The organism is Microbacterium xerophyticum (genome assembly GCF_053543555.1).
The window spans coordinates 61,331-86,878 of sequence record NZ_JBLVOB010000006.1 but is presented as its reverse complement, the minus strand read 5'-3'; the positions used below and the strand labels follow the sequence as shown (position 1 = coordinate 86,878).

Genomic DNA, 25,548 nt, shown 5'->3' with positions numbered 1-25,548 from the left:
GGAGCGGGGCTCCACCGAAGATGATCAGATCTCGATCAGGCCCTCCGGCGGAATCACGGTGATCGCAGCGGTCACGGCCTCCAAGCCGGACAATCGCGCGGGCGAGAGCTGCTTGGTGACCTCTTCGCGCGACATGAGTCCTGCTTCGACGACGAGGTCGGCGACGTTGCGGTTCGTCAGCAGTGCGGTCTTGGCGAGGGCTGCGGCTGCGGCGTAGCCGATGAACGGCGTGAGCGCGGTGATGACGCCCACCGAGGCACCGACCATCGCGCCGAGGCGATCGGTGTTCGCCGTGATGCCGTCGACGCAGTTGACGCGCAGTGTCCACATCGCCTGCCGCATCCAGGTGATCGACTGGAAGATCGAATGCGCGATGACGGGCTCGAAGGCGTTGAGCTGCAACTGTCCGGCCTCGACTGCCATCGTCACGGTCATGTCTGCACCGACCACCGCGAACGCCACCTGGTTCACGGCCTCGGGGATCACCGGGTTGACCTTGCCCGGCATGATGCTCGATCCGGCCTGCTTGGCAGGGAGATTGATCTCACCGAGACCCGCCTGCGGGCCCGATGAGAGCAGGCGCAGATCGTTGCAGATCTTCGAGAGCTTGATCGCGTTGCGCTTCAGGGACGAGGAGAACGACATGAAGGCGCCGGTGTCGCTGGTGGATTCGACCAGGTCGGTCGCGGTCTCCAGATCGAGAGCCGTGATCTCGCGCAGGTGCTTGAGCACCGCGGGCGCGTAGTCGGCGTGCGTGGTGATGCCGGTGCCGATCGCGGTCGCACCCATGTTGATCTCGAACATCAATGAGGCGTTCTCGGTCAGACGACTGTGATCCTCGCCCAGTGTCGTCGCGAACCCGTGGAACTCCTGGCCGAGCGTCATCGGCACGGCGTCCTGCAGCTGAGTGCGTCCCACCTTCAGGATGTCGTGGAAGTCGACGGCCTTGCTCAGGAAGGATCTGCGCAGCAGATCGAGTTCGTCGAGCAGGGAGCGCAGAGTGAGCGAGAGGCCGATCTTCACGGCCGTCGGATAGACGTCGTTGGTGGACTGGCTGCGGTTGGTGTGGTCGATCGGAGACAGGAACTCGTAGTCGCCCTTCTCGCGTCCAGCCGCCTCCAGGGCGATGTTGGTGATCACCTCGTTCGCGTTCATGTTCGTCGAGGTGCCGGCCCCGCCCTGGATGACGCCGACCGTGAACTGATCGTGGAACTCGCCGTCGATCACCCGCTGCGCCGCGGCGTCGATGAGATCGGCCCTCATCGCATCGAGGGTGCCGATCTCCTTGTTCGCCCTGGCACTGGCCTGCTTCACCATCGCGAGCGCACGGACGAGATCCGGATACACCGAGATCGGTCGCTTCGTGATCGGGAAGTTCGCGTCTGCGCGGGCGGTGTGAATACCCCAGTACGCGTCGACGGGGATCTCCATGCTCCCGAGGGAGTCGGTCTCGGTGCGGGTCAGAGCGGGCGCGGCAGAAGCCATGTCACATCCTTGTGGGTGGTGGCGGATCAGGAACGAGGGGATGCGTCCAGTCTATGCCGCCGGTCCGCACCGACGGGTTCTGAGACGCCGCTCCGTCGTCCGATCAGTGGCCGATCACGATCACGAGGATGCCGCCGATCACGGCGACCGCGCACAGGGCGAAGCAGCCGTACGCGCCCGCGAGCGCGACGCGCTTCTGCCCATCGGTGAGCGGGCTCTTCCTCGCCGCCTTTGCAGCCTGCTTCGCGGCGCGCCTGGCTTCCTTCTCACTGATCACGGTGATCGCGTCGGTGAACTCCGCAGGGCTCACGACCGGTGCATGCCCGGCGCGGACGAGCAGCCGCAGACCGAGTGCGTAGAAGGTCACGATCGCCGTCGCGCCGATCAGAGCCGCGGCGAACACCTGCACGAAGGCGAGCCAGTCGATCTCGACGCTCATCGCGTACCGCCCTTCTTCGCCGCCTTCGCCTTCGCCTTCGCGTCGGCCTTCGCATCGGCACGGGCCTTCGCCTCGGCCCGCGCCTGTTCGATGCGCAGCTGTCGCCTGGTCGGCGGCGGCATGTCGGGGAGCTCGACAGCGAGTCCGGACTCGGCAACGTCGCTCATGGCGTTGTCAGCCGTCACCGCGTTGCGGCGCGAGCGCAGGAACAGGCCGACGATGATGACCAGAGCGAGAACGGCGTCGATCGCGACACCCCAGGTGCCCCACCAGACCACGAGCAGCGCCGCCACCGCACCGACCGCTGCCGCAGCGGGAAGCGTGAGCAGCCAGCCGATGCCGATACGGCCGGCGGTCCGCCACCGCACCGTGGACCCTCGACGACCGAGGCCAGAGCCGATCACCGACCCGGATGCGACCTGGGTGGTCGAGAGTGCGAAGCCGAGGGCGCTGGACGCGAGGATGGTCGCCGCAGTCGAGCTCTCCGCGGCGAAGCCCTGTGCGGGCTTGACGTCGGTGAGGCCCTTGCCCAGTGTGCGGATGATGCGCCAGCCGCCGAGATAGGTGCCGAGCGCGATCGTGAACGCACATGCGAAGATGACCCAGAAGTAGGGGTCCGCCTGGTCAGAGCTCTGCCAGCCGACGGTGATGAGCGCGAGGGTGATGACGCCCATGGTCTTCTGCGCATCGTTCGTTCCGTGCGCGAGCGCGACCAGGGACGATGTGAAGATCTGGCCCCAGCGGAAGCCGTCTCGGCCGTCCGGCTTGTTGTCATAGCGCCGGGTGATCGAATAGGCGATCTTCGTCGCGACGAAGGCGATGATGCCCGCCGTGATCGGCGCGATGAGCGCAGGGAGGACGATCTTCGAGAGCACCATCCCGAAGTCGATGCCGCCGAGTCCGACGCCGACCAGGGTCGCGCCGATGAGTCCGCCGAACAGCGCGTGCGACGAGCTGGACGGCAACCCGAGCAGCCAGGTGAGCATGTTCCACGTGATGGCGCCGATGAGTCCGGCGAAGATCACGGAGAGGAAGAGTTCGGCCCCCGAGTCCCTGATCGCGTCCTCGTTGATGATGCCGTGCGAGACGGTCTTGGAGACCTCGGTCGACAGGAATGCGCCGATGAGGTTGAGCACGGCTGCGAGGAGCACCGCGGTCTTGGGCTTGAGGGCACCCGTCGCGATCGGGGTGGCCATGGCGTTCGCGGTGTCGTGAAAGCCGTTGGTGAAGTCGAAGAAGAGAGCCAGTGCGATGACCAGCACGACGATGAGGGCTGCGGTTTCCACCGTTCGCTTTCGGTTGTGTGATTGGAAGAGAGCTGCCGACGTGATCGGCGTGATGAACGAAGAGTTCACCGTGGGTTTGACTTCCGTTAACCGGCCCCGATAAATCCTCGCACCCTGCCCGGCTCCGGTCAACTCGACCTGAGCTAGCGTGGAACGGTGACCAACGCCCCCATCGCAGCCCGCCGCGCCCACACCCGCACACATCACGGTGACACCTTCGAGGACCCGTACGAGTGGCTCAGAGAGAAGGATTCCGCCGAGGTCATCGGACATCTCGAGGCGGAGAACGCGTACACCGACAGCAGGACCGCACATCTCGAAGGTCTGCGCGAGACGCTGTTCCAGGAGATCAAGGGACGCGTGCAGGAGACGGATCTTTCGGTCCCGACGCGCAAGGGCGACTGGTGGTATTACAGCCGCAGCGAGGAGGGCTCGCAGTACGGCATCCAATGCCGCGCAGCGGCGGCGAAGGACGACTGGACTCCCCCGGTGCTCGAGCCCGGGGTCCCCGTCCCCGGCGAGCAGATCCTCCTCGACGGCAATGTCGAGGCGGAGGGCCACGAGTTCTTCTCGCTCGGCTCCTTCGACACGTCGGACGACGCGACCAGGATGCTGTGGGCGCCGGACTACGAGGGCGACGAGCTGTACACGATCAAGGTCCGCGATCTGGTCAGCGGCGAGACCCTCGATGACGAGATCCCGAAGACCGGCGGCGGCTTCTTCACTCCGGACGGCACGGGCATCATCTACACGACACGCGACGACGCCTGGCGTCCGGACACGCTGTGGCTGCACGTGATCGGCACGCCCGTCGAGGACGACGTGAAACTCTTCCACGAGAGCGATGAGCGCTTCTGGCTCGGCGCGGGGATCACGCGCAGCCGGCGCTACCTCGTGATCGGCGTCGGCTCCAGCATCACGAGCGAGGAGTACCTCGTCGACCTCGAGGGCGAGATCACGGCAGAGCCGCGACTCGTCTGGCCGCGCACCGAGGGCGTGGAGTACTCCCTCGAGCACGCCGTGATCGACGGACAGGATCGGCTGCTGATCCTGCACAATCAGGACTCCGTCGATTTCGAACTCGTCTCCGTCGCGGCGGACGATCCGCAGGGCGCACGCCGTGTCGTCATGGCGCACGAGGCGGGGCGCCGCATCCTCGGAGTCGACTGCTTCCGCGACCACGCCGTCGTCGGCTACCGCAGCGAGGGGCTCGAGCGGATCGGACTGCTGGACTACGCGGATGACGCCGTCGACGAACTCGGGTTCGACGAGCCGCTGTTCTCCGCGTGGCCGTCGGGCAACCCGGAATGGCACTCGCCCTTCCTCCGCCTCGGCTACACGTCCTTCGTCACCCCGAGCACGGTGTACGACCTGGATCTGGCCACTCGTGAGCTCGTGCTGCGCAAGCGACAGCCGGTGCTCGGAGGTTACTCGGCGGACGAGTACGGCCAGGAGCGGGCGTGGGCGACAGCGGACGACGGCATACAGGTGCCGATCTCATTGGTCTGGAAGAAGTCGTTCGGTGCGCCGGGAGAAGGGGTTCGCCCCGTCCACCTGTACGGATACGGATCGTACGAGCACTCGATCGATCCCGGGTTCTCGGTCGCCAGGCTCTCCGAGCTCGATCGCGGCGTGATCTTCGCGGTCGCGCATGTGCGCGGTGGCGGTGAGATGGGCCGCACCTGGTACGACGACGGCAAGCTGATGAACAAGCGCAACACCTTCACCGACTTCGTGGCGTGCGCCGAGCATCTCATCACCAGCGGTATGACGACCCCCGAGCGGCTCGTCGCGGAGGGCGGAAGCGCCGGCGGCCTGCTGATGGGCGCGGTCGCGAATCTGGCGCCGACACGGTTCGCGGGGATCCTCGCATCCGTGCCGTTCGTCGACGCGCTCACCAGCATCCTCGACCCCTCGCTGCCGCTCACCGTCATCGAGTGGGACGAGTGGGGCGATCCGCTGCACGACGCGGACGTCTACGCATACATGAAGTCGTACACGCCCTACGAGAACGTGCGGGACGGCGTCGCCTACCCGCGCATCCTGGCGATGACATCGCTCAATGACACCCGTGTGCTGTACGTGGAGCCGGCCAAGTGGGTCGCACGGCTTCGCGAGGCCGGCGCCGAAGACGTGCTGCTCAAATGCGAGATGGCAGCAGGCCACGGCGGCGTGAGCGGACGGTACAACGCCTGGAAGGAGCGTGCTTTCGAACTCGCCTGGATGCTGGACACCCTCGGTCTCGCCGGCAGCGCATCCACCGACTGATCAGGCCGCTCGCAGATCCGGCGCCTAGCATGGCGCGGGATGTCCGACAGCTCAACCAGGATCACAGGTCTCGACGGACTGAGAGGACTCGCTTCTCTCGCCGTCGTGCTCTACCACCTCTCGCTCATCGCACGTCCTGAGATGAGCGAGACGGGGTGGGCGTGGCTGACGCAGAGTCCGCTCAAGCTGCTGTTCCCTGGTACGGAGGCGGTTCTCGTCTTCTTCGCACTGTCGGGTCTCGTCGTCGCACTGCCTGCTCTGCGAACGGGTTTCACGTGGGCCCGCTACTACCCGTCCCGCCTGCTCCGGCTGTATCTCCCGGTGGTCGGAGCCTTGATCCTCGCGACCGTGCTGATCGTCGCGATCCCTCGGGACGCCTCTGCCATGCCCGAGGGTTCCTGGCTGCGCGACGCACAGGCGACCTCGGTCTCACCCGGTTCCTTTCTGGCGGAGGCATCTCTGCTTCCGGCGTCGTACGACATCGACAACGTGCTGTGGTCGCTGCGATGGGAGCTCTTCTTCTCACTTCTGCTCCCGGTGTTCGTGTGGCTCGCGATCCGTTTCCGCCGTGCGAGCGCGTACCTCGCCGTGCTGGCCGCAGTCGCCACCGTCGCCGGGCGGGTGCTCGACATCGACGCGCTCGTGTACTTTCCGGTGTTCCTGCTCGGAACCGTCATCGCCGTCAATCTCGACGGCATCCGCGAGTTCTCGCAGCGCCTGCACGCCAGGTCGCTCTGGCCGATCCTCGCCGCGGTGGCCGCGGTGCTGCTCATCGCCAGCTGGCTGGCACGACCGGTCGTCGGCGTCTACCCGGCGCCCGTCGAGGACGTGATCTGGGGGCTCGCCGGGGTGGGCGCGGCGCTCATAGTGCTGCTCGCGATCGTGTGGCCCTTCCTGCGCCGTGCGTGCGAGCGTCCGACGGCGCTGTGGCTGGGCAGGATCTCGTTCAGCCTCTACCTCGTGCACGCACCCGTCCTCGGGACATTGGGCTACCTGCTCGGCGCCGAGCGATGGTGGCTGGTGTGCCTCATCGGGCTGCCGCTGTCGCTCGGCGTCTCTGCACTGTTCTACCGGTGGGTGGAGCGTCCGTCGCACACGCTGGCGCGCCGAGTGGGAAGCCGCATCGCCGGGCGACGGAGCCCCACCGCATGACCACACGGTGACACCGCGCGAATGCTGCGTGACCGGCCTGTCAGCGCCCTGTCATCCACTGGATCCGCCTGCGTACGACTCCTGCGCGTCGCCGCACGCGCACGCGCAGCGGCTGCTCGCGCGCGGAGGCGATCCGCTTCGCGTCGAACGCCGCGCGCAGTTCCCGCGCCCACTGACGGGTCACCGCCGCCTCGGAGAACTCCGCGGCTCGTGACATCGCCCGCCTCCTCATGCACTCGAGACGGGCTGCCGGCATCGACTGGAGTTCGAGGATCCGCTCCGCCATCTTCCCCACGTCTCCCTCGGGGACGAGGAATCCATCGACGCCGTCGTGGATCATGTCCGCCGGGCCGTATCGGATGTCGTACGCGATCGGGATGCAGCCCGCGGCCATGCTCTCGATCAGTACGAGCGGGAGCCCCTCCGAGGTGGAGGTCAGAAGGCTGAATCCCGCGGTCTGGAAGGCCGCACGGGCGTCGGGGTCGAATCCTCGGAACCGGACGTGCTCCTCGACGCCGCGCTTCGCGACATGTGCGCGGATCTCACGCTCCCGCGGCCCGTCGCCGTAGAGATCGAGGCTGATCCGCTGATCGACCGCGTGCGCCCGCGTCACGGCATCCACTGCATGCTTCAGGCGCTTGCGGGTGTCCAAGGAGGCGACGACGACACCGCATGCGTCGGAACGAGGGCGTCCGGACGCCTCGAGGAGATCCACCTCGTTCGGGATCGCGCGGATCCTGGCTCTGACGTCGATGGCAGCGAGATCCTCCTCAAGGTCCGACCGCTGCCTCTCCGTCAGGACGACGATGTCGTCGAACTCCTCCGCCCGCCGCAGAACGGCTGCGCGCGACGCCCGCAACGTCCCCGCTCGTCCGCGCAGCCGGTGAGACGCGTGCACGATGTGGACGGTCGTCACGTTCTCCCTCCGATAGCCGGCGACGCACGGGGCAGCGGTCTTCGAATCGACCAGCAGGTAGCTGGTCTTCCCCGCCGTCAACCGATCGAACCACCATCGGTACAGACTCCACTTCGATCTCCACGACCGGATCGGAGTACCGTCCTCCGCGTACACAACGATGTGCCGCGTGTCGGTTCCCGAGCGCTCGGTGGCGAGCAGGGTTCCGTCACGACGGAACCGATCCACCGCGACCGGGCCGCCGTCCGCCTGAGAGCGCTGCCGGGCGATGACCACACCGTCGCACTCGGACACCACATCGTCTTCGGCAGGCGTGAGCGGCTCGACCGGGTCGGCCGCCGTGCCCTTCGCCCTCGGCGGCCGACGGCGAAGATCGTCCCAGAGGTTGCGGATCCGCACCCCCTCGATCAGTTCGCCGGCCGCGCGCAGTCGTGAATCCAGCAGGTGATAGTCGGCGCGATCATCGAGCGTGAGAATGTCGACGTCGACGCCGCCCAGCCGCTTGAAGGACCGCGAGCGTCGCAGCATGGCATTGGTCATGCCGCCGTAATGATCGCTGATCCCCCAGGTCAGGGCGAAGTGCCTGCCGTGGGGAAGACGTGAATCTGCGCGCATCATCGAAGCGACGATAGGCGGTCAGCATTCACCTCGCCTGTGGGTGCGCTGTGCGCTCGCTGAGCGCGGGCGATGTTCAGCCGAAGAGCGCAGCGGCCTCGTCGTAGCGGTAGCGCGGCACGGTGTTGAGCTCCCCGAGAGCCTCCTCGAACGGCACCCGAACGATGTCGGTTCCCTTCATGGCGACCATCTTGCCCCAGGCTCCCTCCATGATCGCGTCTGCGGCGTGCAGGCCGAGGCGCGTGGCGAGCACGCGGTCGAATCCGGAGGGCGAACCGCCTCGCTGGATGTGACCCAGGATCGTCGCGCGGGTTTCGATGCCGGTGATCCGCTCGATCGCGGGAGCGAGCTGATCGCCGATGCCACCGAGCCGCGGGCGATTGAAGGCGTCCAGACCCTTGTCGCTGAACGCCTCATCCATGCCTTCGAGCTTGAACCCCTCCGAGACCACGACGAGGGGCGCGCGACCACGATCGTGAGCGCTCGTGACCAGCTCGGCGATCTCGTCGATCGACATCGGCACCTCGGGGATGCAGATCACGTGGGCACCGGCCGCCATGCCGGCGTGCAACGCGATCCACCCCACGTGGCGGCCCATGACCTCGGCGACCATGCAGCGCTGGTGCGAGTCTCCGGTGGTGCGAAGCCGATCCATCGCGTCCGTGGCGATGTTCACCGCGGTGTCGAAACCGAACGAGTAGTCGGTCGCTCGAAGGTCGTTGTCGATGGTCTTCGGCACGCCCAGTACGTTGAGCCCGTCCTTCGACAACCGGTCAGCGGCTGCGAGGGTTCCCTCGCCGCCGATGGCGACGATGCCGTCGATCTTGTGCCCGTAGAGCGTCTTGGCGATGTTGTCGGCACCACCGCGCTCCCCCTCGTACGGGTTCGTGCGGCTGGTGCCCAGGATCGTGCCGCCGACTTTGGAGAGTCCCTTGACCTCGTGACGGGTGAGCGGCATGAAATCACCCTCGACGACGCCGCGCCATCCGTCGCGGATGCCGACGAACTCGAGGTCGTACGAGGTCGTGCCCTTGAGCACGATGCCGCGGATGACCGCGTTGAGGCCGGGGCAGTCGCCGCCGCTGGTGAGGATGCCGATCTTCATGCTGATGCCTTCGGACGTTTCGGGAGGGGGACGGGCGACGCTGCCTGCTCTCGACCCTAGTGGGCATCATCGACCGACGCCATTCAGCGGCCGCGAAAAACGATGATCTTGCGCCGCGATATGCGGCGAACGATCGATCTTCCGCAGACGCCGCGCCGAAGACCGTGAATCGCCGTCAAGAAGCGCGATTCTTTAGCGCTCGTGACGGCCCCCTCAGGCGTCGAGAGCCTGTCGCAGCAGATGCATGAGCGCGGAGAGCTGGACCGACTCGCTGGCCGCCGCCTCCACGGTCTCACCATCGAGAGCACGGGCTGCGAGGCCCTGCTTCTGATCGATGAGCTCGGCGATCTTCGTGTCGATCGTGTGAGCGGCGATGATCCGCCATGCGGTCACCGGCTCGTCCTGCCCGATGCGGTGCACGCGGTCGATGGCCTGCGTCTGCTCGGCTGCCGTCCAGCTCAGTTCCGCGAGGACGACGTTGGACGCCGCCTGCAGGTTCAGGCCGACGCCGGCGGCTGTCAGGGAGCAGACCGCGATCCCGACGCTCTCGTCGCCGTTGAAGTCGTCGATCGCCTGCTGGCGCGCAGGCGTCGTCTGGTCGCCCCGGATCGACACGTAACGGATGCCGGATGCCCTGAAATGGGCTTCGGCCTGGTCCATGACGTCGATGTGCTTGGCGAAGAAGACGACCTTGCCCACCGAGCGCTGCAGCTGAGCGGCGTAGTCCGCCGCGAGCTGAGCCTTGGCCTGACCGATCTTGCGCACCATGGTGAAGACGTTGTCTCCACCGGTTCCCGCCGCCTTCGACTCCTCCAGCTCGTTGTGGGCGACAAGACGGACGATGTCCTCGTCGATCTCGCCGGGCTCGAGGCCGCGATCGCCGCGTGCCTGAACGATGCGACGGTACTTGGCTGCGAGTCGCTCCCCCAGCTCGCGCTCGGCCTGGCGGATGCCGCGACCGAACTCGTCGTCCAACTGCACGGGCAGGTCGGCGATGAGCTTGTCCGGCAGGTCGGCCGCGACGTCCTTCTTCTTGCGACGGACGATGCCCATCGAAATCACGGCGTCGCGCGCCTCGGCGTAGAAGGCCTTGTCCGCCGGGGTGAGTCCTGTGTCGTCCAGCTTGCGCATGAGCTCGGCACCCGGCTTGTCGCCGGTGGTCCAGCCCAGGAAGCGCCAGATCGCGTCGAAGTCCTCGACGTCGTTGATCAGTGGTGTACCCGTGAGCGCCATCATGAGCGGATCGCGCGTGCGCTCGCGTATCCGCGACGCCAGCGCGAGCACGTTCTGCGAGCGCTGGGACGAGAGATTCTTGATGAAGTGCGCCTCGTCGACGACCATGCCCTTGAGGCCGATCGAGCCGAGCCACGACAGGTGCCTGTCGAGGATCTCGTAGTTGACGATGAAGACGTCGGCGAACGCGTCGACATCCGTGCCATCGCCCTGGATGACGGTGGCGCGGCGCTGCGGCGTCCACCGCTCGACCTCGCGGGCCCAGTTCATCTTCACGACGTTCGGGACGACCACGAGAAGCGGGTACGCGTCGGCGATGGACGCGGCGAGGACGGACTGAGCTGTCTTGCCGAGGCCCGGTTCGTCTGCGAGCAGGAAGCTGCGGTGGCCGTGACGCACGGATTCCAGGAACCGCGACTGGTGCACCATGACCTCGAGGCCCTTGGGCGAGACGTGATCGTACTCCGGCGTCGGAGGCAGCTCCATAGTCGCCGACGATCCGCCTGCACCGGTCTCGAACGCCTTGTACAGCGGACCCATGAGTTCCCAGTCGTCCAGCCTGCGCCGGGGCGCTGTCGGCTGGCGAGGGGTCAGATCCGGCGCGAGGAACGGGTTGGCGAGCTGCCTGGACTCCACGGCGGGCGGGATCACCTGGCGGTCGGCCAGCGCGGCGGGCACGACCGGAGCCTGCACGGGCGCGATGTCGGTGATGATGAGCTCTTCCGGTGCGAGCTCGGCACCGGACTCGAGCAGCCAGTCGCGGCGCATGCGCTTCGCGACGGGGCTCGTGGCCGAGTCGGCCTCGAGCAGCTGGATGAGGGAGGTGTCCCGTGCAGCGGTCTTCGCCAGTATCGTCGCGACGCCGTCGAGCCGCTTGAGCAGCTCGGCCCGAGCAGAATCGGTGAAGGCCGCGTCCGTCTTGACCCTGGCGCGCTCCTCGCGCACGAGGAAGGCGATCACCTGGAACTTCACGCGGTTCGTGGGTCCCAGCTTGCCGCGCTGCGCCTTGGCCTCGATCTCTCGGACCTTGCGCGCGAGGATCGGGATCAGCGGGGCCTCGTCATCACGACGCGACGTCTTCTTTCGCCGCGTAGCGGCGGTTGCCGTAGTCGGCATGCTCCTCCTGAGCGTGAGTACCGAATCGCCATGACAGGCGGTCCGTGCCGTACGTGTCGTCCGCGTGTGGCGCCAGCCAGGACGGTGCGAACGTTGTGCGGTCATCCTCGTGGCGCCGTTGTGGCGCTCCGCGGAAGAAGACCTGCCGTTAGTTTACGTCATCGCGGGGCGATCTCCGCCTGCACGCGCCCGTTCCTCGCAGTGCGGCGCATCACCAGCGCCGCCGCCGAGACCACGACGACGAACACGACCGACAGGACAGTGAACGCGAACCAGTTCGAATCGAGCGCCAGCACGGCTCCGGCGGAGACGACAGTGATGCCCGCGGCGGCGAGCTTGCCACCGAACTTCAGCCCGTGAGCGGGCCCGAACGCCGACGCCGTCGTCCCACGGGCCAGCAGCATGTCGGCGAAGGCGTCCAGCGCCGCCAGCAGCGCCGCGGCGTAGGCCATGGCGCACCCCAGCGCTCCCCACAGGTTCGGCGCCTTCGGGGCATCCGCGACGGCGAGTACGATCTCCCAAGGACTCACGGCGCAAGCGTAGCGCTGACGAGGTCCGAGCGGAATGCTTTTCGCCTACGTGCGCACTTCGCCTGTCAGCAGGGCGCGCGCCGCCACCACATCGGTCGCCATCTGCGCCATGAGCGCCTCGATGCCTTCGAAGGCCACCATGCCCCGCAGCCGTTCGGTGAACTCCACTGTGACATCGTGCCCGTACAGATCGAGCGCGTCGTGGTCGAGCACGTGCGCCTCGACCTGACGCACCAGAACGTCGTCGAAGGTCGGGTTCGTCCCGACGGAGACCGCCGCCGGGTATCGGGTCCTCGTGTCGTGATCCACGAGCCAGCCCGCGTACACGCCGTCGGCGGGGACGAGCGCGTCGACGATCTCGGACAGGTTCGCGGTCGGGAAGCCGAGCTCGCGTCCGCGCTTGAGCCCGTGGACGACCTCGCCGCGGACGTCGACCGGACGACCGAGCACGTCCCCTGCTGTGCGCACGTCGCCCTCGGCCAGCAGTTCGCGGATCCAGCTGGACGAGACCCGGCGCTCCGAGTCGTCCAGATACACGTCATCGACGACGTCGACCGTGAACCCGTACGTCGGCCCGAGCTCTGCCAGCAGCTCAGGAGTACCCGCTCCCCCGCGGCCGAAACGGAAGTCGCGACCGACGAGCACGGTCGACACGTGCAACGCGGCGACCAGGAACTCCTCGACGAACTGCTCCGGAGTACGAGATGCAAGGGCGCGATCGAACGTCAGCAGCAGGGTCGCATCGAGACCGAGCTCGCCGAGGAGCGCGAGCTTGCGCTCCACCGACACGACGTTCTCAGGGCAGATCTCCGGACGCAGCAGCGCCAGCGGATTGCGATCGAAGGTCACGGCTACCGCGCGTGCACCGGATGCCGCGGCATCCGCCTTCAGGCGCTCGATGACCGCACGGTGTCCGGCGTGAACGCCGTCGAACTTGCCGATCGCGACAACCGAAGGCCCGAAGTCGGCTGGCACCTCGCTCGGATCGCGGAAGACGATCACGCCTTCGCCTCCACCGGGAGTGCCGCGTCGACGGGACGGTGCGTGCGCAGCCACCAGATGCCGAACATGGGCAGCACCAGCGGAATGAACAGGTATCCGCGCCCGAAGACCGACCAGACCGAATCGTGCTGGAACAGCTCGGGCACGGCGAGGCTCAGGATGCCCACGACGACGACTCCGGCCAGTTCGAAGAGGATGGCGACCCACGCGATCGTGTACCAGCCACGACGGCCGGCGAGCACCAGCGCCAGAGTGGCGAGGATGTAAACGACGGCGGCGATCGCCGAGAGCGAGTAGGCGAGCGGCGCCTCATCGAACTTCCGCACGATCTGCACGAAGCTGCGACCCGTGGCAGCCAGAGCCATCACGGCGTAGACGATGACGAGGACACGGCCGATGCCGGTCATCCGATTGCGGGTTGCGGTGATGCTCATAGCATCCTCCATCCTAAGCGCGCGAGCCGCGCTCGAGCGCCGCGCATCAACCGATCTGGATGGTCCAGATCACCTGCATCCGCCACAGCATGATCGCCACGGCCAGCGCGACGACGCCGAGGATCACCGTGCTCCAGCGGCTGCGCTCCAGCAGTGCCCAGATCACGCCCCCGATCGGCAGGAGAGCGGCGGAGACGAGGTAGACCCAGAACTCCAGCAGATCGCCCGACGGCGGGTTCCCTGCGAACGGCGCGATGATCGCCATGATGATCTGCACGACGAGAAGCACTTCGACGAGCGCGAGCGCCCCCACCGAGAGGTCGCTCGGTCGCCGTCGGGCGAGCCCGGCGATGATGCAGAAGAGGCCGGCCGCGACGGCGACGACGATCTGGACGGTCGTGAACCAGAGGATCATCGTGCACTCTCCGGCATGTTCATCACACTCTTGAGATCCCCGCCGCGTTTCTCGACGATCCCGACGAGCGCACCGTCGGGATCGATGGCCGCAGCGAGCACGTCGTCGAGCCTCGAGGCCTGATCCTTGAGTCGCTTGCCGTGCCGAAGGTCGCGCGCATCGTCCTCGGTGACCGCGAGGGGCTGCAGGATCGACGCCGCGGCGTCGGCCGGAGTCAGCGTCGTCGCGCCCGCAAGCGAATCCAGCCCGACCGCGTCGACGACGTCGAACGGACCGATCCTCGTGCGACGGAGCGCGGTCAGATGCCCCCCGACGCCGAGAGCCTCGCCGAGATCGCGTGCGAGTGCGCGGATGTAGGTGCCCGAGGAGCAGTCCACGACCACGTCGAGTTCGATGACGCCTGCGCTGCGACGCTCCTCGATGACATCGAACCGCGACACGGTGACCTGCCTCGCCTTGAGTTCGACCTGTTCACCTGCTCGGACGAGATCATAGGCGCGACGGCCGTCGACTTTGATGGCGGAGACGGCGCTCGGCACCTGGGATATCTCGCCCGTGAGCGCGGCGATCCCCGCCCTGATCTGCTCGCCCGTGACCGCGGCCACATCGGCCGCATCGGCTGTGCGCGTGATCTCGCCCTCTGCGTCATCCGTCCCTGTCGTCTGACCGAGCCGGATCGTCGATGTGTACGTCTTGTCCGCGCCGACCACGTAGGTGAGCAGCCGTGTCGCGCCTTCGATCCCGATCACCAGCAGGCCCGTCGCCATCGGATCGAGCGTTCCCGCATGCCCGACCTTGCGGGTTCCGAACGCCTTCCGCGTCCGTGCGACCACGTCGTGGCTGGTCAGCCCGCCTGGTTTGTCAACGAGAAGAATGCCGGGTGCGACCATCCCCCCAGCCTACCGACGACCACGAGCGCGCCGGAGCGCTGCCACAGGGCATTCCGCATAGGCTGGCGAGGTGCCTGCGACCTCGACACCCTCCTCGCACCTGCCCACGCTGCTCGCGGACTGGTATCTCGCTGAGGCCAGGGACCTTCCGTGGCGTCAGCCGGAGTTCCATGAGCGGTTCGGCGCATGGGGCACGCTGGTCAGCGAGTTCATGCTGCAGCAGACACCCGTGACCAGGGTCATCCCTCATCTGGAGGCGTGGCTCGCCCGTTGGCCCACACCGACCGCGATGTCGGCGGCGACGCCCGCGGAGGTCGTGCTCCAATGGGCGAATCTGGGATATCCGCGCAGGGCACTGTGGTTGCACCGCGCCGCGATCGAGATCACCGAACGTCACGCCGGTGAAGTGCCGCGCGATGTGGATGCACTTCTCGCACTGTCAGGGATCGGCGACTACACCGCCAGGGCCGTGGCGGCGTTCGCATTCGGTGACCGGCATCCTGTCGTCGACACCAACACGCGCCGCGTCATCGCCCGTGCGATCGAAGGACGATCCCAACCCGGGCCGGCCGCACGTCGGGACCTTGTCGTCATGGGGGCGCTGCTTCCCGAATCGGATGAGGAATCCGCCGTGTTCAACGCCGCCATGATGGAGCTCGGCGCCACCGTGTGCACGTCGCGGACGCCGGGGTGCGGGCGCTGCCCGATAGCGGGCGACTGCGTGTGGGCCTCATCCGGATTTCCCGACACCGGGGACGAGCGCCGCAGACAGGCCAGGTACGAGGGCTCCGATCGGCAGGCCCGCGGTGCAGTGCTGAAGGCGCTGCGCGACGCGGTCGCCGGTGAGCTGCCGCTCGATGCGGTCATCCACGACTGGGCGGATGCCGTGCAGCGCGATCGTGCGATCGATTCCCTCATCGCGGACGGACTCGCCGAGGCGTCGGAGCACCTGCTCCGGCTCCCCCGCTGATCAGCCGCGGATCACTGCTGCTGGTCGTCCTCTTCGGAGCGCACATAGGGATCCGCATCGCCGGCGTGCGTGGCTGAGGAGGCGAGCCTGGCCACCTCGGCGTCACGCTCCTGCGCCTGACGGAGCAACGCCGTGATGTTGTCGGCGTTCTCGGGGAGCGCGTCGGGGATGAACTCGAGGGTCGGCACCAGGCGGGTGCTGAGCTGCTTGCCCACCTCGCTGCGCAGCATACCCGTCGCCGACGCGAGTGCGGCAGCGCTCGAGGCCCGCTCTTCATCGGTGCCGAGCACCGTGTAGAAGGCCGATGCGTGCTGCAGATCACCGGAGACGCGGACGTCGGTGATGGTGACGAAGCCGAGCCGCGGGTCGCGCAGACCCCGCTCGAGGCGCTCCGCCAGGATGACGCGGATGCGATCCGCCAGACGTGCCTGTCGTTCTCCAGCCATTTCCTTCTTCTTCCGTGTGACGAATGAGGGGCGCCCTCGGGCGCCCCTCATGAGTGATGCGATCAGCCGCGAGGCTTCTCGACCATCTCCGTTGTCTCGATCTCGTCGCCGATCTGGATGTCGTTGAACTTGCCGAGACCGATACCGGCCTCGAAGTCCGTACGCACCTCGGTGACGTCGTCCTTGAAGCGGCGCAGCGACTCGATGGCGAGGCCATCGGCGAGCACGACACCGTCGCGGATGATGCGGGCCTTGGCGTTGCGCGTGATCGTTCCCGATCGCACGATGACACCGGCGATGTTGCCGAACTTGGAGGAGCGGAACACCTCGCGGATCTCGGCGACACCGGACTGGATCTCTTCGAACTCCGGCTTGAGCATGCCCTTGAGGGAGCTCTCGATCTCGTCGATCGCGGAGTAGATGACCGAGTAGAACCGGACATCCACGCCCTCACGAGCCGCAGCCTCACGGGCCTTGGGGTCGGGGCGGACGTTGAAGCCCACGATGATCGCGTTGTCGATCGTCGCCAGGTTCACGTCAGACTCCGTGACAGCACCCACACCGCGGTGGATGATGCGCAACTGGACCGTGTCGTCGACCTCGATCTTGAGCAGCGATTCCTCCAGCGCCTCGACGGCACCGGACACGTCGCCCTTGATGATGAGGTTGAGCGTCTCGACCTTGCCCTCTTCGAGCGCACGGGTGAAGTCCTCGAGCGAGATGCGCTTGCGGGCCTTGGCCAGCAGGGCGTTGCGCTCGACCGCTTCACGCTTCTCAGCGATCTGGCGGGCCATGCGGTCTTCCTCGGTGACGATGAAGACGTCACCGGCGCGCGGCACGGAGTTCAGACCCTGCACCTGCACCGGACGCGACGGAGCCGCCTCTTCGACGGCCTCGCCGTTCTCGTCGAGCATCGCACGGACACGGCCGTATGCGGTGCCCGCGACGATCGAGTCGCCGACGCGCAGCGTTCCGGACTGGATGAGGACGGTCGCGATCGAACCACGGCCCTTGTCGAGCTTCGCCTCGATGGCGACACCACGTGCGGACTTGTTCGGGTTCGCGGTCAGGTCGAGGCCGGCGTCGGCCGCGAGCAGCACGGCGTCCAGGAGTTCCTGGATACCCGTGCCGGCACGTGCCGAGACGTCGACGAACATGACATCTCCGCCGTACTCCTCGGCGACGAGACCGTACTCGGTCAGCTGCTGACGAACCTTCGCCGGGTTGGCGTCGGGCTTGTCGACCTTGTTGACCGCGACCACGATCGGGACCTCGGCCGCCTGGGCGTGGTTGAGCGCCTCGACCGTCTGCGGCATGATGCCGTCGTCGGCCGCGACCACCAGGATCGCGAGGTCGGTGACCTGCGCACCACGGGCACGCATGGCGGTGAACGCCTCGTGACCCGGGGTGTCGATGAAGGTGATCGCGCGCTCGTGGCCCTCGTGCTCGGTCCAGACCTGGTAGGCACCGATGTGCTGGGTGATGCCTCCGGCCTCACCCTCGATGACGTTGGTCTTGCGGATCGCGTCGAGGAGGCGCGTCTTACCGTGGTCGACGTGACCCATGACCGTGACGACCGGCGGGCGGATCTCGAGGTCGTCCTCGCTCTCCTCCTCCAGCTCCTTGGCCAGGTCGAGGCCGAAGCCCTCGAGGAGCTCCTTGTCCTCGTCCTCGGGCGAGACCATCTGGATCTTGTAGCCGAGCTCCTCGCCGAGGACCTCGAAGGTCGCCTCGTCCAGCGACTCGGTGGCCGTGGCCATCTCGCCGAGGTTGAAGAGGATCGTGACAAGGGTTCCAGGCTGCACGGTGTAACCGGTCAGCGTCTCGATCTTGTCCGCGAAGTCGGCGATGGACGCGCCGCGGCGCATGCGGATGATCTCTCCGTTGCCGCGGGTGACGTTGACGCCACCGACGACCGGAGCCGACCGCATCTCGAATTCCTGCCGCTTCGCCCTACGCGACTTGCGCTGCTTGGACTTGCCGCCTCCCTTGCCGAAGGCACCTGCGGTTCCGCCACCGGGTCCACGGCCGCGGCCACCGCCGCCACCGGGGCGACCTGCGAAGCCGCCACCCGGACGAGCGCCGGGACCGCCGCCTGGCGCACCACCGGCACCGCCGGGACGGCCGGGGCCGCCGGAGCGCTGCTGGAACGGTGCACCACCGGGACGACCGGGACCGCCGGAGCGGGGAGCGCCGGGACGGGGCGAGCCAGGACGCGGTGCGCCAGGGCGGGGTGCCCCGGGGCGCGGAGCCTGCGGACGCGGGATGTTCCCCGGCGTCGGGCGCTGGCCCATGCCCTGAGCGGATGCGAAGGGGTTGTTGCCCGGACGGGGTCCGGTGGGGCGCTGCCCCATGCCCTGAGCGGACGAGAAGGGGTTGTTGCCCGGACGCGGGGCACCGGGCTTCGGTGCTCCCTTGTCATCGGACGGTGCGGCGGCGGCAGGCGCCTCCGCAGCAGGCGTCTCGGCAGCCGGAGCGGGCGCAGCGGCGACCGGTGCTTCGGCGGGCGCTGGCGCAGGTTCGGGTGCCGGCTTCGGGCCGGGCTTGGGTCCGGGGGTCGGTGCCTTCGGACCGGGCTTGGCCGCACCGGGCTTCGCCGCGGCGGGCTTCGCTGCAGCAGGCTTCTCCTCCGCCTTGGGCGCCGCGGCGCCGTCGGCCTCGATGGCCGCACGGAGCTTGCGAGCCACGGGGGGCTCGATGGTCGACGAAGGGCTCTTGACGAACTCGCCGAGCTCCTTCAGCTTTGCGAGTGCGAACTTGCTGTCGACGCCGAGCTCAGCGGCGATCTCGTGTACGCGTGGTTTGGCAGCCACAATTCTCCTGTCTGGGTCGGTCCACCCAGGCAGGGCAGACCACTAGTTGCGGACGGGTCTCATTTCGAGCCGTTCACTTTGTTTCCATAGCCATTCAGCCGTTTCTCGATGGTCTGCGTGTCCAGTGGTTCGGACACACGGAGGGCTCGTGCGAAAGCGCGGCGCCGCAGAGCGGCTTCCATGCATTCCCGCGTCGGATGGAGCCAGGCGCCCCTCCCTGTCATCGCGGCGCGCTCATCGATGATGAGGACGCCGTCGGTGACCACCACCCTGAGAAGAGCGGATCGGGAAGCACGCACGCGACAACCCACGCATGTTCGTACAGGTTCCATCTTACACTGCGCCGTCGGGTCCCGATTCCGCGACTCGACCTCAGTCCAGGATGCTGTCGGGCTGGATGTCGATCTTCGCACCGGTCAGCTTGGCTGCGAGTCGGGCGTTCTGGCCCTCCTTGCCGATGGCGAGAGAAAGCTGGTAGTCGGGTACGAGAGCGCGCACGGCCTTGGTGTTCGCGTCGAGCACGAAGGCGCTCGTGACCTTCGCCGGGGAGAGCGCGTGGGCGACGAAGGTGGCGAGGTCGACGTCGTGATCGACGATGTCGATCTTCTCTCCCGCGAGCTCCTCGGTGACGGCGCGGACGCGGCGCCCGAGTTCTCCGATGCAGGCCCCCTTGGCGTTGATCGACGGGTCGTCCGACCTGACGGCGATCTTGGTGCGGTGGCCGGCTTCGCGTGCGAGCGAGACGATCTCGACGAGCCCAGCGGCGATCTCCGGCACCTCGAGTGCGAACAGCTTGCGCACGAGGCCGGGGTGGGTGCGCGAGACCGTGATCTGCGGCCCCTTGAGACCCTTCGCGACCGCCGTGACGTAGACGCGCAGGCGAGAGCCGTGCGCGTAGTCCTCACCGGGGACCTGCTCCTCAGGAGGCAGGATCGCCTCGACGCTGCCGAGGTCGACGTGGATCATGCGCGGGTTCGGCCCCTGCTGGATGACGCCGGCGACGATGTCGCCTTCCTTGCCCTTGAACTCGCCGAGAACGGCTTCGTCCGCGATGTCGCGCAGGCGCTGGCTGATGACCTGCTTGGCGGCGAACGCGCCGATGCGACCGAAGTCGTCAGGGGTGGCGTCCTCTTCACCGATGATCGCGCCGTCGTCGTCCTTGACCGGCTGAAGCACGGCGACGTGCCCGGTCTTGCGGTCGAGTTCGACCCGAACCCCTTCAGGGATGGCGCCCTCTTCCGAGACGTGCTTGCCGTATGCCGTCAGAACGGCCTGCTCGATGATCGCGACGAGCTCGTCGAAGGGAATCGCCTTCTCCTTCTCGATCCCGCGCAGCAGCCCCAATTCGATGTCCATAACGGCCTCCCTATTCAGCTCTCGTCGCGCAGGTTCGCACGCGCGACATCCGTACAACGATACCCCGTGTACGCCGTCGCGTGACACTCTCGCATGCACGCGAGAGGCGATCGCCGGGAGTTCCTGGCGATCGCCTCTCGTCTCAGATCACACGCGGTACGACTGGATCACGGCCGGTCGCGGTGCGTTCGACACATCGCCGGGCGCGCTCGAGCCGTAGTCGGGGAACAGCGAGTTCGGAGCCTCGAAAGTGCCGTCCTCGCCCGGGTGCTGCACGGCGACGAAGACCAGCCCCTCCTTGTCGTGGATGACGGGTCCGCAGGTCTCGGCGTCACGCGGCACCGCGAGGAACTGCTGAACGTGCCCGCGCTCGGACCCGGTGAGCGGCACCTTGAACAGGCCGTCTGCGCGTCCGATCGTGCTCGGGGCGCCGTCGGTCGAGATCCACAGGTTGCCCTCCGAGTCGAAGGCGACGTTGTCCGGGCAGGAGATCGGCGACACGAGCTCCTTCGGGAAGCCCGCGAAGTAGGCGTTGTCGAAGGTGGCGGGATCACCGCACAGCAGCAGGATGCTCCAGCCGAACGTCGTTCCGGACTGACCTGCGGTCTCGGTGAGCTCGATGACGTGACCGTACCTGTTGCCGGTGACGGGGTTCGCTTCGTCGAGGGCCGTGCGGCCGGAGTTGTTCGTGAGTGCCACGTACACCTTTCCGGTGAGCGGATTCGGCTCGACATCCTCCGGTCGGTCCATCTTCGTCGCACCGACCGCGTCCGCGGCGAGGCGGGTGTACACCAGCACCTGCTCGGTGGTGAATCCGGGAACCGCGCTCTTGCCGCCCTGCGTCAGCGGCACCCAGACGCCTGTGCCGTCGAACGCACCGTCGGCGGGAAGCGATCCAGTGCCGACGATCTCGGCGGCCGGCGAGTTGCCGCGGAACGTCGCGACGTAGAGGTCGCCCTCGCTGAGCAGGTTCAGGTTCTTCTTCCGAGAGCCCGAGATCCGGTTCTTCGACACGAACTTGTAGAGATAGTCGCCTCGTTCGTCGTCGCCCATGTACGCGACGACGCGGCCGTCCTCCGCCACGTGCACGTTCGCGCCCTCATGCTTGAGACGCCCCATGGCCGTGTGCTTGCGCGGCGTGGAGTTCGGATCCTGCGGGTCGACCTCCACGATGTACCCGAAGCGATTGGGCTCGTTGACGTAGTCGGGGTCGTGGGCGTCGAAGCGCGGGTCGTAGGCCTCCCACCCGGTCGACGTCGACGTCGTGCTCGAGTTCGAGTAGCGCTTCTGCTCCGCGGTGTCGGCCGCCCAGGCGAAGTACCCGTTGAAGTTCTCCTCGCCCGACAGCACCGTCCCCCAGGGCGTCGTGCCGCCGGCGCAGTTGCCGAGGGTGCCGTGCACCCATCGGCCTTCGGGGTCCGCTGCGGTCTTGACGAGGTCCGACCCTGCGGCGGGCCCGGTGAGCTCGAACACCGTCTCGACCGTGATGCGGCGGTTGCGCCGGCCGTCGACGACGTACGCCCACGGCTCTCCGACCTTTCGACGGGCGATGTCCACGACCGACATCCCCTGGGCGGCCTTGTAGATCTCGCCGCGGCGCTGCAGTTCGGCCGCGTCGGTGGTGGCCGGGAACATGAGGTTCGGGTTGACGTACTCGTGGTTGTTCACGAGGACGCCGGTCTTGCCGCTCGGGTCGGGGATGATGTCGAGGTAGTCGCTGTTGTAACCGAACTGGCCCTCCTGCGCCTCGGCCGTCTGACCGAGGATGTCGAAGGCCGGCGTCCGCGAGAACAGCGGGTCGCCCCATCGGATCAGCGGCTGCCACGTGTAGCCGTCCGGCACGGTGAAGGCGTCGACATCGGCAGGCACGGAGGCGATCGGTCCGAAGGAGAGCCCTGCGGTTCCCGGCTTGCCGGTGGAGACGCCGAGGCCCCCGACGCCCGCGGCGCCCGGAGCGGACACCGGTGCCGCGCGGTCGACGCCGACGGCGATCGCGACGGCGGCGGCAGCGCCGAGGCCGAACAGCTGACGTCGGGAGAACACGGCCGAGGCGATCGAGCGGAAGTCCTGGTTCGCCGAGGTGTTGCATTCCGGCCCGAGGCACGCGTTCGCGCACTTCAGCTCGCAGGTGACGGCTGAGCGCTTGCCGCGCACGTGGTCCGCCATCGGAAGCGGGCGGCGGATGTGTTCTGCAATGGTCATCGAGTCCTCCTCATCGGGGTGCTCAGGTCAGGATCGTCGGCTCATGTGACCGGAGTGTGAACGGCCGCTGAACCGTTGCGACCGCAAGCCCGGCATCCGGAGGTCTCCGCGTATCAGCACCGTGTTCGTCGCCAACGGGTCATACGACGTCGATGCAACGGCCACTTCTCGGCTACCCGCGCACACGAACGTGAGTCACCCGGGCGATCCCGGAGCAACCCGGCCGATCGCCACGTCCTCCCGTCCGTTCCTCCTCGAAGGATCCACTCTTGCGATCACCACGATCACTCCCTGTGTCCCCCGTCGCACTCGCGGCACGATGTACGGCCGGCGTCCTCGCCGTCGGTCTCATCACGAGTCTGCTCCTCGGGGCTGCCGCCCCCGCCTCAGCGCAGTCCACCCCCGCCTCAGCACCCGCCGCTGCCGACGAAGGCGCAGACCTGGCGTCGCGCTTCACATTCGCCGTCCTGCCGGACACGCAGTTCTACTCGAGGTACTCCGCCGAGCAGTTCCAGCCCCGGTACGGGACCGATCCCTTCGCCACTCAGACGCAGTGGATCGCGGACAACGCCGACACGCTGCACATCCCCTTCACCGCTCACGTCGGCGACGTCGTCGATCGCGCCACTGTGGAGGCGGAGTGGCAGGCCGCGGACGCCGCCATGAGGAACCTGGAGCAGGCCGGTGCGCCGTACTCGATCCTCACGGGCAATCACGACGTCCTCGACAGCAACGACGCGCTCGTCGACACCGACTACGACCTGGCCGCCGAGCCGTTCCTGAAGTGGTTCGGCACCGAGCGCGCCGCAGCCGATCCTTCGTACCGGGGCAGCGACCCGACCGGCTTCAGCCGCTACCACATCTTCGAAGCGGAGGGCCAGGAGTTCATGGTGCTGACGCTCCCCTGGCGCGTCTCGGAGGCCACTCTCGCATGGGCCGATTCGGTGATGGCCGAGCACCCGACGGTGCCGGTGATCCTCACCAGCCACGAGGTGCTCAACGTCGAGGCTGACGGCGCGACCCCTCGCGAGACGGAGTACGGCCTGATGCTCTGGGACAAGCTCATCGCGGGCAATGACCAGATCTTCCTCACCTTCAACGGCCATTTCCACGGCGCGTCACGGCTGACGAAGATCAACGACTTCGGCCACGAGGTGCACGAGGTGCTGATCGACTACCAGATGGCGTACGAGGGCGGAAACGGCTATCTCGGCCTGCTCGAGTTCGATCTGACCAACGGACGGATCGAGGCTCAGACCGCGTCACCGTGGGTGGTGTCCAAGCCGCAGGAGACGCTCACCAGTTACGACCAGCCGTTCCTCGAGGGCACGCAGCAGCAATACGGCATCGACATCGACTTCACGGAGCGCTTCGCCGGTTTCAATCCGACCTTCGGTGATGGAGCCACTCCTGACGAGCCGTCTCTGACGCAGCGGGCCAGAGACCTCCTGCTGGACGGCTTCGAGGGTCCAGACCCGATCTCCACCGAGCTGCCCGGCGACGAGCGCGACTTCGTCGAAGCGGCCGGTACGGTCGCCCACTGGCGCTTCAACGGCCTGGACGGCGTGGTCGACGCCGATGCGGTGGTCGAAGACGTCGCAGGCGACAACGACCTGCGTCGAGTCGATCCCGCGTCGACCGACGCGGTCGGAGCCGAGTGGGGCGACGTCACCGTCGAGAGCGCCGATGTGCACGGCTTCTCGTCCGACGGTGCGGCCGTGTGCTTCGCGGACTCCTCCGCGACCCGCTACAGCTACCTGACGACTGCGGCGGACGCCGCCGTCAACGACGTCGACCTCTCCGATGGCTACACGATCGAGACGTTCGTGAAGCTCGACGCCGATTGGACCGCGTCGCAGAACGGCTGGTCCAAGGCGCTGGTGCGCAGCGGTAACCGCTCGTGGACGGAGATGCCGCCCAGCCAGTGGGACTACACGGCATCGCCCACGGCCCTCGGCATCTCGAACCTGCGCGAGTTCCAGTACTCCAGCCTCTCCGCAGATGCTTCCAAGGGCGACCGAGTGAACTGGTCGGGTGAGATCATGACCGGGAGCTGGTCCCACGTCGCGATCGTGAACGACCCCGACACGCAGACCACGACGATGTACGTCGACGGTGCACCAGTGCTCCGCAACGCCGTCGACACCGTCGGGATGACGTGGAACGAGGGGATGCCATGGATCCTCGGCGCGGATTGGGTCGATGACGCCGCACGCAACGGCTGGCACGGGTGCATCGGCGAGACGCGCATCATCGACCGCCCGACGACACCTGCCGAATGGCTCACCCAGCGCGCTGATCTGACCGGGCTGCAGATCTCCTCGGCGCCCACAGGGACGCTGCCTGCCGGAACCGAGTCCGTCACCTTCGACGGCACCGGCCTGCCAGGGGCCGATGTACGGGTCGACACCACGGCGCCGGTGGCGCAGGACGCGGTCGAGACCGTCGCCGCGGCGCAGGCCGCACCGACCTCGAGCACCACGGTCGTGGACCAGGACGGCCGCTGGACGCTGACGCTCACCGGGCTCTCCGCCGGCTCCTACGACGCACAGCTCACGCAGTCACTCGGTGCACGCGCATCGGATCCTGTCGCGGTGCCGTTCTCCATCGCCGCAGCCGCAGAGCCGACTCCGACTCCGACTCCGAGCCCCACCGCACCGGGCGAGGACGGCGGATCGGGACCGGCTCCCGGAAGCGGCGGCGGCACAGCGGAGGGTGAACTGCCCGCCACCGGCCTCGACCAGAGCGTCTGGATGACTCTGCTCGCGCTGGGCGGCGCGCTGCTCGCCGCCGGTGCTGCGATCGCCGTCCGCGCGCGTCGGCGCATGCGCGGCTGACCGGCTGACACGACGAAAGGTGGCCTGCATCCGCTTCA

The 25,548-nt window shown here is 67.6% G+C and carries 20 protein-coding genes; 4 read left to right on the top strand and 16 right to left on the bottom strand.

Annotated features, from left to right (window positions below; translation table 11 throughout):
- Positions 1–24: 24 nt before the first annotated feature.
- The 3 genes from ACNPNP_RS06955 to ACNPNP_RS06945 all read right to left on the bottom strand — a co-directional run bounded on the left by ACNPNP_RS06955 (position 25) and on the right by ACNPNP_RS06945 (position 3,210).
- A complete protein-coding gene (locus ACNPNP_RS06955) occupies positions 25–1,485 on the bottom strand; it encodes an aspartate ammonia-lyase (protein WP_448965330.1) in 1,461 nt (486 codons plus the stop codon).
- Between the two features lie 103 nt (positions 1,486–1,588).
- Positions 1,589–1,924, bottom strand: coding sequence for a peptidase (locus tag ACNPNP_RS06950; RefSeq protein WP_448965329.1), 336 nt, complete (start codon positions 1,922–1,924; stop codon positions 1,589–1,591).
- The gene (locus ACNPNP_RS06945) at positions 1,921–3,210 is read right to left on the bottom strand and encodes an inorganic phosphate transporter (protein WP_448965328.1); all 1,290 of its coding nucleotides are present in this window, start codon (positions 3,208–3,210) and stop codon (positions 1,921–1,923) included. The genes ACNPNP_RS06950 and ACNPNP_RS06945 overlap by 4 nt, the downstream gene beginning before the upstream one ends.
- Positions 3,211–3,366: 156 nt before the next feature.
- Here ACNPNP_RS06945 and ACNPNP_RS06940 point away from each other — a divergent pair, with 156 nt between their 5' ends.
- Together ACNPNP_RS06940 and ACNPNP_RS06935 are read left to right on the top strand one after the other, a co-directional pair.
- Positions 3,367–5,478, top strand: coding sequence for a S9 family peptidase (locus tag ACNPNP_RS06940; protein ID WP_448965327.1), 2,112 nt, complete (start codon positions 3,367–3,369; stop codon positions 5,476–5,478).
- A 39-nt stretch (positions 5,479–5,517) separates the two neighbouring features.
- Complete coding sequence (locus tag ACNPNP_RS06935; protein WP_448965326.1) at positions 5,518–6,630, top strand: acyltransferase family protein; 1,113 nt, start codon at positions 5,518–5,520, stop codon at positions 6,628–6,630.
- Between the two features lie 40 nt (positions 6,631–6,670).
- Here ACNPNP_RS06935 and ACNPNP_RS06930 read toward each other — a convergent pair whose 3' ends face one another.
- The 8 genes from ACNPNP_RS06930 to truB form a co-directional block, all read right to left on the bottom strand.
- Positions 6,671–8,164, bottom strand: a complete 1,494-nt coding sequence (locus ACNPNP_RS06930) for a glycosyltransferase (protein ID WP_448965325.1) — start codon at positions 8,162–8,164, stop codon at positions 6,671–6,673.
- A 73-nt stretch (positions 8,165–8,237) separates the two neighbouring features.
- Positions 8,238–9,266, bottom strand: coding sequence for a 6-phosphofructokinase (locus ACNPNP_RS06925; protein ID WP_448965324.1), 1,029 nt, complete (start codon positions 9,264–9,266; stop codon positions 8,238–8,240).
- A 213-nt stretch (positions 9,267–9,479) separates the two neighbouring features.
- Positions 9,480–11,615, bottom strand: a complete 2,136-nt coding sequence (locus ACNPNP_RS06920; RefSeq protein WP_448965323.1) for a DEAD/DEAH box helicase — start codon at positions 11,613–11,615, stop codon at positions 9,480–9,482.
- Between the two features lie 158 nt (positions 11,616–11,773).
- The gene (locus ACNPNP_RS06915; RefSeq protein WP_448965322.1) at positions 11,774–12,145 is read right to left on the bottom strand and encodes a hypothetical protein; all 372 of its coding nucleotides are present in this window, start codon (positions 12,143–12,145) and stop codon (positions 11,774–11,776) included.
- Positions 12,146–12,190: 45 nt separating this feature from the next.
- The gene (locus ACNPNP_RS06910; protein WP_448965321.1) at positions 12,191–13,147 is read right to left on the bottom strand and encodes a bifunctional riboflavin kinase/FAD synthetase; all 957 of its coding nucleotides are present in this window, start codon (positions 13,145–13,147) and stop codon (positions 12,191–12,193) included.
- Complete coding sequence (locus ACNPNP_RS06905; RefSeq protein ID WP_448966137.1) at positions 13,144–13,554, bottom strand: hypothetical protein; 411 nt, start codon at positions 13,552–13,554, stop codon at positions 13,144–13,146. The genes ACNPNP_RS06910 and ACNPNP_RS06905 overlap by 4 nt, the downstream gene beginning before the upstream one ends.
- Before the next feature lie 73 nt (positions 13,555–13,627).
- Positions 13,628–13,996: a hypothetical protein gene (locus ACNPNP_RS06900; RefSeq protein WP_448965320.1), complete on the bottom strand. Its 369-nt coding sequence runs from the start codon at positions 13,994–13,996 to the stop codon at positions 13,628–13,630.
- Positions 13,993–14,886, bottom strand: coding sequence for a tRNA pseudouridine(55) synthase TruB (gene truB / locus ACNPNP_RS06895; protein ID WP_448965319.1), 894 nt, complete (start codon positions 14,884–14,886; stop codon positions 13,993–13,995). Before truB ends, ACNPNP_RS06900 begins: the two co-directional genes overlap by 4 nt.
- Before the next feature lie 70 nt (positions 14,887–14,956).
- On the opposite strand from truB, the gene ACNPNP_RS06890 reads away from it, so the two are divergent.
- Positions 14,957–15,856, top strand: coding sequence for an HhH-GPD family protein (locus ACNPNP_RS06890; protein WP_448965318.1), 900 nt, complete (start codon positions 14,957–14,959; stop codon positions 15,854–15,856).
- Positions 15,857–15,867: 11 nt separating this feature from the next.
- Here ACNPNP_RS06890 and rbfA read toward each other — a convergent pair whose 3' ends face one another.
- The 5 genes from rbfA to ACNPNP_RS06865 form a co-directional block, all read right to left on the bottom strand.
- Complete coding sequence (gene rbfA, locus ACNPNP_RS06885; protein WP_448965317.1) at positions 15,868–16,302, bottom strand: 30S ribosome-binding factor RbfA; 435 nt, start codon at positions 16,300–16,302, stop codon at positions 15,868–15,870.
- 62 nt (positions 16,303–16,364) lie between these two features.
- Entirely contained in the window at positions 16,365–19,115 is a 2,751-nt protein-coding gene (gene infB / locus ACNPNP_RS06880; protein WP_448965316.1) for a translation initiation factor IF-2, read from the bottom strand.
- 59 nt (positions 19,116–19,174) lie between these two features.
- Positions 19,175–19,447 (bottom strand): YlxR family protein, encoded by a 273-nt coding sequence (locus tag ACNPNP_RS06875; RefSeq protein ID WP_448965315.1) that lies wholly within the window; start codon positions 19,445–19,447, stop codon positions 19,175–19,177.
- A 40-nt stretch (positions 19,448–19,487) separates the two neighbouring features.
- Positions 19,488–20,471, bottom strand: a complete 984-nt coding sequence (nusA, locus tag ACNPNP_RS06870; RefSeq protein WP_448965314.1) for a transcription termination factor NusA — start codon at positions 20,469–20,471, stop codon at positions 19,488–19,490.
- Between the two features lie 147 nt (positions 20,472–20,618).
- Complete coding sequence (locus tag ACNPNP_RS06865; RefSeq protein ID WP_448965313.1) at positions 20,619–22,673, bottom strand: PhoX family protein; 2,055 nt, start codon at positions 22,671–22,673, stop codon at positions 20,619–20,621.
- A gap of 293 nt (positions 22,674–22,966) precedes the next feature.
- Here ACNPNP_RS06865 and ACNPNP_RS06860 point away from each other — a divergent pair, with 293 nt between their 5' ends.
- On the top strand, positions 22,967–25,510 hold the full coding sequence (locus ACNPNP_RS06860; protein ID WP_448965312.1) for a LamG-like jellyroll fold domain-containing protein: 2,544 nt from the start codon (positions 22,967–22,969) through the stop codon (positions 25,508–25,510).
- Positions 25,511–25,548: the final 38 nt, after the last annotated feature.